Source organism: Comamonas sp. Y33R10-2 (assembly GCF_019355935.1).
GTDB lineage: Bacteria > Pseudomonadota > Gammaproteobacteria > Burkholderiales > Burkholderiaceae_C > Comamonas.
The window spans coordinates 1,148,679-1,162,325 of sequence record NZ_CP079925.1 but is presented as its reverse complement, the minus strand read 5'-3'; the positions used below and the strand labels follow the sequence as shown (position 1 = coordinate 1,162,325).

Annotated in this window: 11 protein-coding genes; 3 read left to right on the top strand and 8 right to left on the bottom strand. The window is 55.8% G+C overall.

Annotation, left to right across the window (positions count from 1 at the left end; all coding sequences use genetic code 11):
• Positions 1 to 61: 61 nt before the first annotated feature.
• The 5 genes from KUF54_RS05255 to KUF54_RS05235 all read right to left on the bottom strand — a co-directional run bounded on the left by KUF54_RS05255 (position 62) and on the right by KUF54_RS05235 (position 6,216).
• Positions 62 to 700: a response regulator transcription factor gene (locus KUF54_RS05255; RefSeq protein WP_219345611.1), complete on the bottom strand. Its 639-nt coding sequence runs from the start codon at positions 698 to 700 to the stop codon at positions 62 to 64.
• 32 nt (positions 701 to 732) lie between these two features.
• Complete coding sequence (locus tag KUF54_RS05250; RefSeq protein WP_219345610.1) at positions 733 to 2,136, bottom strand: HlyD family type I secretion periplasmic adaptor subunit; 1,404 nt, start codon at positions 2,134 to 2,136, stop codon at positions 733 to 735.
• Complete coding sequence (locus KUF54_RS05245; RefSeq protein WP_219345609.1) at positions 2,133 to 4,421, bottom strand: type I secretion system permease/ATPase; 2,289 nt, start codon at positions 4,419 to 4,421, stop codon at positions 2,133 to 2,135. The genes KUF54_RS05250 and KUF54_RS05245 overlap by 4 nt, the downstream gene beginning before the upstream one ends.
• 12 nt (positions 4,422 to 4,433) lie before the next feature.
• Positions 4,434 to 4,679, bottom strand: coding sequence for a hypothetical protein (locus tag KUF54_RS05240; protein ID WP_219345608.1), 246 nt, complete (start codon positions 4,677 to 4,679; stop codon positions 4,434 to 4,436).
• Positions 4,680 to 4,764: 85 nt separating this feature from the next.
• Positions 4,765 to 6,216 carry a TolC family outer membrane protein gene (locus KUF54_RS05235; protein WP_219345607.1) on the bottom strand — a complete coding sequence of 484 codons (1,452 nt, stop codon included), beginning with the start codon at positions 6,214 to 6,216 and terminating at the stop codon, positions 4,765 to 4,767.
• Positions 6,217 to 7,148: 932 nt separating this feature from the next.
• Here KUF54_RS05235 and KUF54_RS05230 point away from each other — a divergent pair.
• The 3 genes from KUF54_RS05230 (at position 7,149) to nth (ending at position 10,271) form a co-directional block, all read left to right on the top strand.
• Entirely contained in the window at positions 7,149 to 7,457 is a 309-nt protein-coding gene (locus KUF54_RS05230; RefSeq protein WP_219345606.1) for an SWIB/MDM2 domain-containing protein, read from the top strand.
• A gap of 419 nt (positions 7,458 to 7,876) precedes the next feature.
• Positions 7,877 to 9,526 carry a ShlB/FhaC/HecB family hemolysin secretion/activation protein gene (locus KUF54_RS05225; RefSeq protein WP_219345605.1) on the top strand — a complete coding sequence of 550 codons (1,650 nt, stop codon included), beginning with the start codon at positions 7,877 to 7,879 and terminating at the stop codon, positions 9,524 to 9,526.
• Between the two features lie 88 nt (positions 9,527 to 9,614).
• Entirely contained in the window at positions 9,615 to 10,271 is a 657-nt protein-coding gene (nth, locus tag KUF54_RS05220) for an endonuclease III (protein ID WP_219345604.1), read from the top strand.
• Positions 10,272 to 10,329: 58 nt separating this feature from the next.
• On the opposite strand, the gene cobT is transcribed toward nth, so the two are convergent.
• The 3 genes from cobT to KUF54_RS05205 form a co-directional block, all read right to left on the bottom strand.
• Positions 10,330 to 11,421 carry a nicotinate-nucleotide--dimethylbenzimidazole phosphoribosyltransferase gene (gene cobT, locus KUF54_RS05215; protein WP_219345603.1) on the bottom strand — a complete coding sequence of 364 codons (1,092 nt, stop codon included), beginning with the start codon at positions 11,419 to 11,421 and terminating at the stop codon, positions 10,330 to 10,332.
• A 183-nt stretch (positions 11,422 to 11,604) separates the two neighbouring features.
• Positions 11,605 to 12,063, bottom strand: coding sequence for a hypothetical protein (locus tag KUF54_RS05210; RefSeq protein ID WP_219345602.1), 459 nt, complete (start codon positions 12,061 to 12,063; stop codon positions 11,605 to 11,607).
• Positions 12,064 to 12,192: 129 nt separating this feature from the next.
• Entirely contained in the window at positions 12,193 to 13,647 is a 1,455-nt protein-coding gene (locus KUF54_RS05205) for a cobyric acid synthase (RefSeq protein ID WP_219345601.1), read from the bottom strand.

Genomic DNA, 13,647 nt, shown 5'->3' with positions numbered 1-13,647 from the left:
ATTGATAGCTAAAAGTCTTTATATACAAATGACCGCAAGCACTTTTAATTGAAAATCAACATTAAGCCAGTTGTTTGCGGCCAATGCCGTGAACTTTGAGCGTCAGCATCAAGCGGTCCTGCACCTGCAGCTTTTCAAACACAGCTGACAGATGTGCGCGCACCGTACGTTCACTGATCGACATACGCTCGGCAATTTCAGCGTTGCTGTCGCCCAGCGATGCGTATTTCGCCACTTCTTGCTCACGGGCCGAAAGAGCGCTAGCCCAATCCACATCGGCCACGGGTAATCGGGCATCCACATCGCGCAGCAAACGCTGCATGAGTGAGCGGCCCAGCCAGATATTGCCGCCAGCCATGCTCTGCAACATGCGGGACAAGACTTCTGCACTTGACTGCGCATGGGCGTAGCCACAAGCGCCGCGTGACAACAACTGGCGCCCCTCTTCATCGCCGGGGCGGTTGCTTAGCACCAGCACCTGCAGGCCTTGCAGCAACTCCACCCAGCGGGCATCGCTGTTTGCAGGCAACTGGGGCAAAGCTGCGTCTAAAACAACGAGGCTGCGGCCTTGCTGCTTCCAGCGCTGCATATCAGCCAGACTTTGGCCGCGCGCAGGCATCCACTGGGGTCCTGCGATTTGCTGCCAGCCTTGCCACAAGGTGGCATCCTGAGTCAGTAACAAAACAGGCAATGTGCTCATACCGCTCCCTTTGATTTGTTGTTCCATGAGAGCTAGCGCTCAGTCAAGGCGTTGGACTTGGCGCGCAAAATGGGCTTGAGCAGGTACTGCATCAGCGTGCGCTTGCCAGTGAGGATGTGCACTTCCGCTTGCATGCCGGGAATGATGGGGCGGGAGTTATCGCCCACATGCGCTTTCTCGGTGCGAACTTTGACGACATAAAAGGAGTTGCCCTTCTCGTCCGTCACCGTATTGGCACCAATTTGCTCAAGCTTGCCTTGCAGGCCGCCGTAAATGGCAAAGTCGTATGCGGTGAACTTCACCTCAGCGCCTTGACCAGAATGCAAAAAGCCTATGTCGCGCGGGTTGACTTGCACTTCCATCAGCAAGGAGTCATCTAACGGCACGATATCCAGAATGTCTTTGCCGGGCTGCACCACGCCGCCAACGGTGTTGGCCATCAAGGTGTTGACCGTGCCGCGTACGGGAGAGCGCACCTCGGCAAGCTTGACGCGGTCTTCCAGCGCGACCTTGCCCTGCTCCAAGGTGCCCAGCTTGCCCTGCACTTCAGACAACTCGGCCCGGGACTGGTTGCGGATGGTTAATTCAGACTCTTGAATCTTGCGCTCAGCCTCTTGAATCGCAGCCTGAATACGGCCTACTTGCGCGCCGGCGGCTCGGGCCTCACCGCAAAAACGTCCCACATCACGCTGCAGTCTGAGCAAATCCACCTCAGACACTGCACCACTCTTGAGCAAGGGGCGCGTGACGGACAATTCTTCCGAAGTCAAACTACAGCTAGACGATGCTTGGTCTCTGTTGGCCTGCGTTTCACGCAGCTCTTGCTGGCGTTGGCGCAGTTGGTCGCGTGCAATATTGACGTTGGTGTTCAGCTCCTGAGAACGGCTCTCCCACATGCGCCGCTCCATCTCCACGAGCTGAGGCGCTGCTGCCATCACATCTTCAGGCACTTTAAAAGTCTCGCCCGAAGCCAAAGCCTGCAAGCGCGCAGCCTTGGCCTTTAGAGCCAGTAGCTCAGCCTTGTTCTCACCCAGAGATGAGCCATAGCGAGTGGGGTCGATACGCAAAATAACCTGGCCTTTTTCGACATGCTCTCCGGGGTGTACCAAAATTTCTTTGACGATACCGCCATCCAGACTCTGCACCACCTGCACCTGGCGCGAAGGAACAACCTTGCCCTGGCCGCGCACCACTTCGTCGATAGAGCCAAAGCTCGCCCAAACCACCAGAACCAATACCGTCGCCAACGATCCCCAAATCAAGAGGCGCGAGCCCCGCGCCTGCTGCTGGCCAGCTGCCCATTGGGCATCCGCCTTCAAATCATCGGGCTGGTGTGTGGCCACGCCTTCGTTGCCATCCAGCAGCCAGCTCTGCGCCCTAGCCATCATCACTTTCAAGCGTGAAGGATTTTGTTTTTTCACTTCTGACTCACTCATACACGCGCTCCTGCTCCGCCAATGCGGCCTTGCTTGAGTGCGTCAATAACATGCTCCTTGGCACCATCAGCAACGATTTTTCCGTTATCAATAACGATGAGTCGGTCAACCAGCGTCAGCAATGCCGTTCTGTGCGTGACCAGCAGTACGGTCTTACCAGCTGATGCCTCTTGCAAGCGGCGCTTGAGCTGGGCTTCACTTTGGTTGTCCAGATTGCTGCTGGGTTCATCGAGCAGCAGCATGGCAGGGTCATTGATCAAAGCGCGGGCCATGGCAATCGACTGGCGCTGACCACCCGACAAAGACTCACCACGCTCGCCCACCAGCATGTCGTAGCCCTTGGGGTGGTTGGCCACAAACTCATCGACCCCTGCAACGCGGGCCGCGCGCAGCATATCCGCCTCGCCAGCAAACGGTGCACCTATCAGCAGGTTTTGCTTGAGGCTGCCGTAAAACAGCATGGGGTCTTGCTGCACATGGCCAATGGCACGGCGCAGGTCTACCGGGTCAATCTGGCGCACATCTACGCCGTCAATCAACACCGCGCCTTCGGTGGGCTGGTACAGGCCCAGCACCAGCTTTTCCATCGTCGTCTTGCCAGAGCCGATGCGGCCAATAATGCCCACGCGCTCGCCGGCGCGCACGCTAAAGCTCACGCCACTCAAGCTGGCCTGGTCGCTGCCCGGATAGGCAAAGCTCACGTTGCGAAACTCAATTGCGCCGCGCAAATCGGGGCGAGAGACGAACTCGCGGTCTGCAGGGTGCTCCACCGGCATCTTCATGTAGTTGTCGATAGAGTTAAGCGATGTGCGCGCATTGTGGTACTGCATCATCAGCCCCGCCACCTGACCAAAGGGCGCGAGGCAGCGCCCCGCAATCATGGATGCAGCAATGATGCCGCCCATAGAAATAGCCGACTCTTGCACCAAATACACGCCAATCACCACCACCGCAACACTGACCAGTTGCTGCAATGTCTGCACAAAGTTCACCGTACCGGATGAGATGAACTTGATCTTGCCGCCCATATGGGCGATGTATTGCGTAGAAGACTCCCACAATCGCTGCACACCGCTTTGCGCGTTCAAAGTCTTGATGGCTTCAAGATTCGTCAGTGACTCCACCAGCATGGCATTGCGCTGGGACGAGGCCTGAAAAGTCTTGAGTGTCAGCGCTTCCATGCGCGCCTGCGCCCAGAAAGACACCAACAAAATCGCGCCAATCGCTATTACCGGCGGGATCAGCATCCACGGCGAAACCCAAGCAATAGCTAGCAAAAACAAAAGCACGAAAGGCAAGTCGACCAAGGTGGTCAGGCTTGCAGAGGCAATAAAGTCGCGCACCGATTCAAACGAGCGCAGATTGGCCGCGAACGATCCCACAGACGCTGGGCGGCTTTCCATGCGCAAGTCCAGCACGCGCTCCATGATCTGGGCGGAGAGTTTGACATCGACCCGCTTGCTCGCAGCATCCACCACATAGGCACGCGCCGTCGTCAGCACAAAGTTAAAGATCAGCACCAAAGAAATGCCAATGGCCAACACCCACAGCGTCTCCACCGCGTTGTTGGGCACCACGCGGTCATACACATTCATGCTGAACAAGGGCATGGCAAGCGCAAAAATATTAATTAGTACCGCCGCGACCAGCGCATCGCGGTACAAGCGCTTGTTGTCCATCACCACTGCCCAAAACCAGTGGCTGCTGCGTGGCTCCATGCCTTGCTGAGCAGCACGCTGCTCGAACCGGAACTGCGGGCGCACGAAGCACATCAACCCCGAATATTCCTGCAGCAAAGCTTGCGCTTCGACCTCTACCGGACTTTCCGATTCAGGGTATTGCAACAAGAAGCTCTCGTTACCAACGCTCTTGAGCAAGAGGCAGGCACGATTGCCGTTGAGCAGCAAAATGGCTGGCAGCAAGCCCTCAGGCACATCCGCCAGGCCGCGCTCCACAATGCGGGTACTGAACTGGGCGCGCGCTGCTGCACGGGCCAGCAAGGATGGCGTCAAACGCTGATTGACCAGCGGCAAGCCATTGCTTAAGGCCTGCGCGGTATAGGGCTTGCCATGCAACTGAGTCAGCTGCACCAAGCAGTCGAGCAATGGATCAGCATGGGTTTCATGCGCAGGAATGCGCCAGTCGTCAGTCGCCTGAGACACAGCAACCTCTGGTGAAGCGGCCTGTGGTGAAGCCTTTGGCCTCGTGCCATCAGCAGCCTTTTGTCCAGTTTCATCGCTGGCTCGCACCGGCGCCAATGAAGGCGCGAAGTCTGTTAGAGACATTTTCAACCTAACCTACAAAAGCTCTTCAGCGTCATCAATCAAGTCCAGCGAATTACGCAAACGCTCGCGCACACGCTTTCGCTGGCTCAACTTCTCCAGCGCCTGCGGGGGTAAATCCGTCAGGCGTAAAGAGCCGTTGCTCAGCAAGGCATCAATCAAATCCTCCAGTACACGGATGAAATCCGCATCCAGAGCTGATAGTTCTTGCCGAGAAGACTTTCCCGAGAGCGGTGAATCGCTTTTATCCATCTTGTCCATCAACTTCTACAAAGGGTGCCCGAGGCGCACAAAGCACACAGAGCACATAAGGCACATGGGGCATGTGCGCGCCAGGCACCCTGTTTTACTTAACTGCCACAGGAGTCAGGTTGCTGGTATCAGGCACCGAAGACTTGCAGCTGCGCAGCAAATCCTCAGGCAAGGTCAGCGCTTGCTGCTCTTCAGGGCGGCTCGCGTCATGCGGTTGAGCCAGGCCCAGCACAGGCAAAATCTGGCTGGACAAAGTCAGCCACTGGTACTCTGCCTTCTTCATGTCGTACTGCGCATTGACCATTGCACGCTGAGCATCGAACAACTCGTTTTCAGTGTTCAGCACGTCCAGCAAAGAGCGCTGACCAATCTTGAACTGCTGCTGATACGCCACACGCACCTTAGATGTGGACAGTACATGCTCTTGCAAGAAAGGCATTTGCTGACGCATGCGCGCCATATTGTTCCAGCTGATGGACAGCTCCTGCTGCAAATTACGGCAGGTGTAGTCACGCACGTCCTGCGCGGCATAGCCCTGTGCAATGGTCTGACGCAAACGTGCCTCATCCGCGCCACCGCGATAAAGGTTGTAGGTCAGCATCAGCTGGACACGTGAGCTCTGGACATCCCAATAAGCTTGAGACATCTGATCGCGATCGCGGCCAGTGGATGCGAGCAATTCCAGCTTTGGGCTATGCGCACCCTTGGCGGACTTTTGGCCCGCTTCAGCCGCATGCACCAACGCCTGCTTAGACAGCAGCAATGGGCTGGCGCGCAAGGAGTCACCAAAATCCTTGGACGCACCGGCTACGGGCAACTTGCCAGACACATCAGGCACAGGGTCCAGCGTCGCGGCTGGGTACTCACCCACCACACGGCGATAGCGCTGCATCACGTCGTTGAGGTTGTTGCTCTCGGTCATCAGATTGCTCTGCGCCAGAGATAAACGGCCGCTGGCCTGCTCCATATCCACACCGCGACCCACGCCTGATTGCTGGCGATCACGCAATTGGCCAAGTGTTGTTTGGTGAGTACTAAAGTTCTCACGCGCCAGCTTTTCCATCTCACGGTAACGCTGCACATCCAAGTAAGCTGCGACGGCATCGTTGGCTAGGCTCTCTGTCGTTGCGCGTAAGTCATAGAATTTTGCGAGCTTCTCAAAACCCAGTTGGCGAATGTTGCTGCTGGTGGTGAAACCATCAAAAATCAGCTGGCGCAATTGCAGATTCCAACCCGGGCGATTCCAGTCCTGCGATGGCGAATCTTGAATGTGGCTGCGCCACTCGCGCCCCAGCCAGCCTTGTGCGGTCACTTGAGGGCGCCAGCCACCACGGGCCACGTTCTGACCCTCCATCGAAGAGTTCAAGTCGTGAAAGCGAGCCTGCACCTCAGGGTGTGTCATCAACACCTGCTCCACCACTTTTTGCAGCGCAGTGCCCTGTTCATTGGCCTGCTGAGCATTCAAAGTGGTCTGCGCCATGCCAGCTGCAGTCCAGGACACCATGCCCACTGCAGCCAAAATTTGAGCGATTTGATTCAATTTCATTGTCTTTCCCTCTAGGTCGGCTTCAAGCGGACAAAAGGATGCCTGCCTCGTCAGCAGACTGACGAGTTACATCGGCAGGAACATACATTCGTCGTTCCGGCAGAAGCCTTGTTAATTGGTATTTACCGCCAGCGGCGCAACATCGGCACCGCCTGCAATTCAGGCTCTCGCACGGAGACCTGAAGCTCGCGCATTCACATGCATTAGCTGCCTCTCATCGCCACTCATTATTTTTTCAAATAATTACCGAAGAATGAACTTCTGCTACTTGAAGACAGGCACACCCGTGCCAGCGATCCTCAATCAAGCATGACGAAGACAGGCTGTGAAGCTACTAAGGGCTAGGCACAGCGCATTTGGAGATGGTCCTTTCACATTAGCAAGGCGGAGCCTCCAGCTTCTGGCCGGTGTTCTTTACGCATAACCTTGCATATGAAGTCCGTGTTAATGGAAGATCTCCTACAACACCATCAAACAAATGACTTCAATCCAGAATTTAGCATAGTGGTTGAAAGCAATTGTTTCAGAATCGCCATAACCATGTTCCGCATTCACTAATTGTGTTTGAGGCATCGCTGTTACATAAACCTGAATCGACCCGCTTTCTCTAGATAGCTGCCAGCCTCACACGATTGCCTCTATCAACGACCTGCAACTTGCTTGCTCAAAAAGTCGAAACACACACATCTCTGAAGGCTTACAAGCCGGAGCACGGACTCCAATGCGCGACCTAGAGAGCAACTTTTTCACAACACTCCCGAGGGAAAACCCACAAAAACAGGCTCGAAAGGGCTTCTCTGCAACAAATCAAAGCAAAAAACACTCGACTAGCTTGGAAGAGCGATTTTTTGCTATTAGCATCTATCTCAACCAGTGGATTGCAGCTGTTTTTCGCTGGTGAAAAGTCCACTACCAATTAGGAAATAAGCAACATGGCAACTGCAAAGAAGGCAACCGCTGCAACACCCGCAGCCGCTCCTGCCGCTAAGAAGCGCACTCCCAACGCTGCCTTCATGAAACCTCTGACACCCAGCGCTGCTCTGGCTGCCGTGGTTGGTAAGGATCCCCTGCCACGCACTGAAATCATCAGCAAGCTGTGGGTCTACATCAAGGCCAACAACCTGCAAGATGCTGCTAACAAGCGCATGATCAATGCAGACGCTAAGCTTAAGGAAGTCTTCGGCAAGCCCCAAGTCTCCATGTTCGAGATGGCTGGCCTGATTGGCAAGCACGTCAAGTAAGCTTTCGTCTTGCTCTGACTCTCAAAAACTGGTCACAACCAGTCATGCCGCTCACTTATTCATAGTGAGCGGCATTTTTTTATTCAAAACCGTACTGCCTGTCGCTCTCGCTGCCGTATTCCAGACCATCATGTGTCAGCGAACTCCTCATTAACGCGAGATACATAAGCGAGCGTATTCACAAGGCCAAGAAACTGTGATTTTTCAAAATCAGAAATCACTTGATATGCGCTCAAAAAGGTTTGGCAAAACCTCAAATCAACAAAATTACGCTAATAGTGAGCTTTTTTACGACATGTTAGTACCCAATTTTAGGGATACGAGAAACAATATGACGTAGAACAAAACTGGAGCAACTTTTGTACTTTAAAGAGCAAAAACAGCACCGCACAGGCGCATGGCTTTCGACTCTGGCCCTCATGGGTATCGCCTCATGGGCATCAACGGCCTCCGCCCAGCAGGCTGGCAACCCACTTAACAGCCTACCCCAGGATGCAGCAAGGCAGCTACAGGCCCCGCAAGCGCCTGTGCAGCTGCAAATTGACCGACCTCAGCCTAGCCCTCAAGACATCGCCAGCCAACAAGTTGCAGTGCGCGGTGTGAACGTACAAGGCAGTACGGCCATTCCTTTTGAGGAAATTAGCGCGCTGTTCACGCCCTTTATCAACGGCACGCACACTTTGGGCGAGCTAAATGCCGCCACACTCAAAATCAGCGAGTTGTATCAGCGCCACGGCTATGCGCTGTCCTTTGCCTATCTGCCGCCTCAAAACTTCGCCAACGGGGCTGTGCAAGTCATGGTCGTAGAAGGCCATGTAAAGAGCCTCAATCTAGAGGGCAACTTTGGCCGCTCTGAAGACGATATTCGCGAGCTAGCCCAGCCTTTACTCAATGAGCGCCCGCTAACTACGCAAACTTTTCAGCGTCAAACCCAGCTGATGGCACGCCTGCCCGGTGTTCAGATCACTGCATCGGCCAGCCTGCCCACCACAACCGATGGTGGTGTACCGCTACTGATCAAGTCCAAGCACAAGCCGGTTTTGCTAAGTATCAGCGGTGAAGCGCGCAAGCCTACCCCGCGCATGATTGCCTCCATCACCCTCAACGACCCGCTGTGGGCTGGCAGCCAGTTGCAAGCCTCAGCCCTGCTGCAAAACCCTGAAAAGGAGCGCTTTGCCAGCGTGGGCTTCACCCAGCAACTCACGCCTGAAGGCACGCAGGCCCGTGTGAGCTACTCGGACTACCGCAGCCTCAATCCGCCTGCAACGCGCATTCCGGGGATTAATGATTTGACGCGCCAGCGCAAACTGGATTTCAACATTAGCCACCCTTGGATACTGAGCAGCGCCACACAACTGTCCACAACCGCAGGCCTTTACGCCATCAACTACAGCCGCGAACTGGCGGATGCAGAAGCCTCTTTTCTGCGCGAAGATCAAGTCCGCACGCTTTACGCCCAAATGGCTTGGGCCTCTTTTAGCAGCAATAGCACACGTTCAGCCTCTGTGCTTTTGGCCCATGGTCTTGACGGCATGGGAGCGCGTCAAAACACCAGCCTGCGCGTGGCGAATGATCTTTATCCTCTCCCCACAGAGGCCAAGCTCAACTTCACCCGTCTAAACGCTGATTACACCCAACGCCACCGTTTCGCAAACAAGCTGGGCGCAGCTTTTGCGATTGGCGGCCAGTACAGTGGCGACATTCTTCCTATTCCTGAAAGAATTTCCTTTGGCTCGACCCGCTTTGGCCGTGGCTATCAGGCTGGTGAGTTTGCTGGTGATTCTGGCTTAGGCACAAGTGCCGAGTTGAACTACCAATTCCCAGTCAACCTCGCTTGGGTCAAATCTGCCGAGCCCTACTTGCTTTATGAGTGGGCACGCACGCACCAGCAAACCACAGGCGCCAGCGGCAATACGCTGCGCTCCGCCAGTCTGGGCCTGCGCCTGTCTGATAATCGCTACTACGCGCTGGATGTGGCAATGAGCAAGCCGCTGGGCGACAGCTCCATCAACAACCCCAACCGGGAACTGCGTTACAGCTTGGTGCTGAGCTACAACCTTGAGCCATAGACCTTAGACCATTTTTAAGCCCAAGCCGCTGCTCAGAACAGCGGCTTTTCTTTTTCCTCACTCTCCAGCGACAAGCCACAATAGCGCCATGAAGAAAAGCGATATCGAGCCGTTTTTTGCCGTGCTCAAAGCGGCCAACCCCACGCCGCAAACCGAGCTGGAATACACCACGGTGTTTGAACTGCTAACTGCCGTGCTGCTATCCGCACAAGCCACCGATGTGGGAGTGAATAAGGCCACGCGCAAGCTCTTTCCCGTTGCCAACACACCGCAAGCCATTCTGGATTTAGGTCTTGAAGGGCTTGAAAGCTATATCAAGACCATTGGTCTGTATCGCAGCAAAGCCAAGCATTTGATGGAAACTTGCCGCATGCTGGTCGAGCTGCATGGCAGCAAAGTGCCCGATAACCGCGAAGCACTCGAAGCCCTGCCCGGCGTAGGCCGCAAAACGGCCAATGTGGTTCTCAACGTCGCCTTTGGCCAGCCCACCATGGCAGTGGATACGCATATTTTTCGCGTCAGCAACCGCACAGGCCTAGCTCCCGGCAAGAACCCTCTGGAAGTAGAAAAGCAGCTACTCAAACGCGTACCCGATGAATATGCCGTGGACTCTCACCACTGGCTGATTTTGCTAGGCCGTTATGTCTGCCAAGCGCGCAAGCCGCGCTGCTGGGAATGCGTGGCATCCGCCTACTGCGACTTCTCTCCGAAGACGCCTGCACCCGCAGCCAGCAAAAAAAGCTAAAGCAACTGCAGTCTATATAAATTAAGCACTAACAGCTATCTTTTCAAGAGCAGAGCAATCAGCTTTTGGTGCTGACGCCTGCTGCTTCAAAACTGGCCATTTCATTGAGTATGGTGCAAGCCGATTGCAGCAGCGGCCAAGCCAGCGCAGCACCCGAGCCCTCACCCAAACGCAGCTGCCAGTCCAGCAAAGGCTGGGCCTGTAAATGAGCCAACATGCGGACATGTCCCGGCTCACCAGAGCGATGAGAATACACACAGCGCTGCAGCACATGGGGCTGCAGCCGGCTGGCAATCAGCACCGCAGCCGTGGTAATAAAGCCATCCACCACAATCACGCGGCGCTCTGCAGCAGCCTGCAGCACGGCGCCTGTCATGGTGGCAATTTCCAGCCCCCCCATAGCGCTCAGCACGGCCAGCGGCTCTTTCACACCTGCATGGAAATCCAGCACCTTTTTCAGCACCGCAATCTTGCGCTCCAACCCTTGGCTGGAGAGGCCTGTACCCACGCCCGTGACGGCCTCAATGGGCTCGCCGCACAAGCGCGCCAGCAGCAGCGATGCGCTGGAGGTATTGGCAATGCCCATCTCGCCTAGCAACAGCGCGTTGCCAGGCAGCTTTTTCACCAACTCTGCGCCGTTACGCAAAGCCATGGCGCATTGCTGCTCAGTCATGGCTGGGCCTTGGCTGCAATCGGCTGTGCCGTAAGCCACTTTACGGCGCCACAGGCGAGGTTGATTGGGTTCTTGCTCACGCGACTCAAAGTCACGGGCCACACCGCAATCCACCACGTTGAGCGCCACCCCGTTCTGGCGCGAGAGCACGCTCACGGCAGCGCCGCCGGCCAAAAAGTTCTCCACCATCTGCCAAGTCACATCGACGGGATAGGCGGAAACGCCTTGCGCAGCCAAGCCATGATCAGCCGCAAAAACCACCATCTGCGGGTACAAAAGCTGCGGCGACTCGTTACCCAAAATGCTGGCAATGCGCAGCGCCTGCTGCTCCAGCACGCCAAGCGAGCCTTGGGGCTTGGTTTTGAAGTCGAGCTTGTGCTGAATCCGAGTAGTCAGCGCTGCATCGTGAAGATCTGGCACCTGCGGGCAGGACCAAATAGTGGACAAAGAGGAGTCAGAAAATTGAGCGGAACTCATGCATGCAGTCATTGCCGGTACAGCCAAGTCTTGCGCCCTCTGCCACCGGGAAGCAAAAGCGCACTATTCGAGTCCGCAAGTATCGCGCTTTCGCCTCAGCGTGGCAGACAAGCACAGGCATTCAAGCCAAAAACCATTGAAAAAGGCCTCAAAGGGCCTTGGTGATAATGCTGCGAAGCACGATCAGCGAGTGACTTGCTCTATGACAGTCTCGCGCAAAATACCGCCATCCTTGACCGACCCACTCACGGCACCGCCCTTGACACGCTCAGCACAGGCAAGGCGATCTATATCTGTTTTGAACACATTGCAGCGGGCAAAAGCATTGCGCTCGTATTGGTTCAGGCCCTGGCTGTCACCCATCTGGCCTTTTGGCGCATCGCTATTAACATCGCGATTCTCAACAGCGTTTTCGCCATGTTTGTGATGATGCTTATGGTGACCTTTATGGTGATGCTTGTGGTGGCCTTTGTGATGATGCTTGTGGTGCTTTTTCATCTCCGGCTTAGCCGCTTGAACGGCTGCGGCGGCTGAATCAGTCGCAGGTTTAACGGGCTCCATCTGCGCACTAGCCAAACCGGCCAGCGACAAAACGGTGGCCCCCAAAGCCATTTGAAGTGTACGAACCTTGAAAAAAGCCATATGCAACTCCATTCCTAAATAGTAAATAGCGTTAACAGCTTGACCGCAACCCGCGCTGCGGCTTATCGGCTTAGCTCACATCGGTTTGCAGGATAAGGACCACAAGCGAGCTCCATGCACGCGCATGGATTAGAGCGATTCTTTGTCAAACCACTGCTCAACACCCTTGGCCAACCGCTCAAACACCTGATCTAAGTGTGGTGCATCGTGGCCAAACAAGGCTTGAATCACCTGCGCGTTTTCAAATAATCCATGCAAATAAGTGCCAAGCACCGCTGGGTTGCCGCCCTGCCACAGCATGCCGGGCAATATCTCTTGCGCAGGATTTTCTGCGCCAGCTTGCATGTCAGCGCGCAACTGGGTCTGGCCATGGTGAATTTCATAGCCATTGACCTGCACACGCGTCAACTCACTCCACGGCGCTTGCAGCGCTGGCAAGGTCAGCGTGGTGGGCTGCACAGTTTTGTCTTGGGAAAACAAGGTGGCCAATGGCAGCAGCCCCAAGCCGGGCGCATTGCCATCCACCCCATGCAGATCAATCAATGCCTCGCCCAGCATTTGCAGGCCGCCGCAAATGCCCAGCACGCGCTTGCCAGCATGGGCATGGGCTACTACCGCCGTATCCAGCCCTTGCGCTCGCATCCATGCCAGATCAGCGGCCGTCGCCTTGCTGCCGGGCAAGACGACCCAGTGCGCATCGGCTAACTGTGCAGGGCTGCGCGCCCAAACCACGCGCACGCCGGGCAATTGCAGCAGCGGATGAAATTCATCCAAGTTACTAATACGCGGGTAGGCAATGATGGCGATAGTGGTGTGAATGGCCTGCCCAGCTCCTTGGCTGGCGCGGTCATCAAACACGCCATCTTCTTCAGGCAAGCCGTGCGCAAACTGCATGGGGATGCAGGCTACGGTGGGCACGCCTGTTTTGTCTTGCAGCATCTGCGGCGCAGGCGCCAGCAGCGCTGCATCGCCCCTAAACTTATTGAGCACAAAGCCTTTGATCAGCTTTTGCTCATCTTGCGGCAGCAGCGCCCAAGTGCCATATAGGTGGGCAAAAGCGCCGCCGCGGTCAATGTCAGACACGAGCAAGCAATGTGCATTGCAGTGTTTGGCCACGCGCATGTTGACCACATCGCTGTTGTGAAGATTGATCTCGGCAGGCGAGCCTGCGCCTTCAATTACCACTACATCGTTTTCGGCGCGCAACTCATCAAGCGCCTGTGCAATCAGCGGCCACACTTTCAGGCTGCGGCCGCGCCAGGGCATAGCGCTTAACTCATCGCTCACCTGCCCGAACAGCACCACTTGACTGCGCGTATCGGCCTCAGGTTTAAGCAGCAGCGGATTCATGCGCACATCGGGCACAGCACCTGCGGCCAAGGCTTGCAAATACTGGGCTGTGCCAATCTCGCCCCAGTTGCCGTCAGGCGTAGCAACCACGCGGGCGTTGTTGCTCATGTTCTGCGCCTTGAATGGCGCCACCTTCAGGCCTTGGCTGCGGTAGTAGGCGCACAGCGCCGTGGCCACCCAGCTCTTGCCCGCGCCACTGCTGGTTCCCAGCACCATGATGCAACGTGCCGTCAT

Excerpts from the sequence above, each read along its gene's own strand:
- KUF54_RS05255 (WP_219345611.1), bottom strand. The coding sequence starts at position 700 with ATGAGCACATTGCCTGTTTTGTTACTGACTCAGGATGCCACCTTGTGG.
- KUF54_RS05250 (WP_219345610.1), bottom strand. The coding sequence starts at position 2,136 with ATGAGTGAGTCAGAAGTGAAAAAACAAAATCCTTCACGCTTGAAAGTG.
- KUF54_RS05245 (WP_219345609.1), bottom strand. The coding sequence starts at position 4,421 with ATGTCTCTAACAGACTTCGCGCCTTCATTGGCGCCGGTGCGAGCCAGC.
- KUF54_RS05240 (WP_219345608.1), bottom strand. The coding sequence starts at position 4,679 with ATGGACAAGATGGATAAAAGCGATTCACCGCTCTCGGGAAAGTCTTCT.
- KUF54_RS05235 (WP_219345607.1), bottom strand. The coding sequence starts at position 6,216 with ATGAAATTGAATCAAATCGCTCAAATTTTGGCTGCAGTGGGCATGGTG.
- KUF54_RS05230 (WP_219345606.1), top strand. The coding sequence starts at position 7,149 with ATGGCAACTGCAAAGAAGGCAACCGCTGCAACACCCGCAGCCGCTCCT.
- KUF54_RS05225 (WP_219345605.1), top strand. The coding sequence starts at position 7,877 with ATGGGTATCGCCTCATGGGCATCAACGGCCTCCGCCCAGCAGGCTGGC.
- nth (WP_219345604.1), top strand. The coding sequence starts at position 9,615 with ATGAAGAAAAGCGATATCGAGCCGTTTTTTGCCGTGCTCAAAGCGGCC.
- cobT (WP_219345603.1), bottom strand. The coding sequence starts at position 11,421 with ATGAGTTCCGCTCAATTTTCTGACTCCTCTTTGTCCACTATTTGGTCC.
- KUF54_RS05210 (WP_219345602.1), bottom strand. The coding sequence starts at position 12,063 with ATGGCTTTTTTCAAGGTTCGTACACTTCAAATGGCTTTGGGGGCCACC.
- KUF54_RS05205 (WP_219345601.1), bottom strand. The coding sequence starts at position 13,647 with ATGACGGCACGTTGCATCATGGTGCTGGGAACCAGCAGTGGCGCGGGC.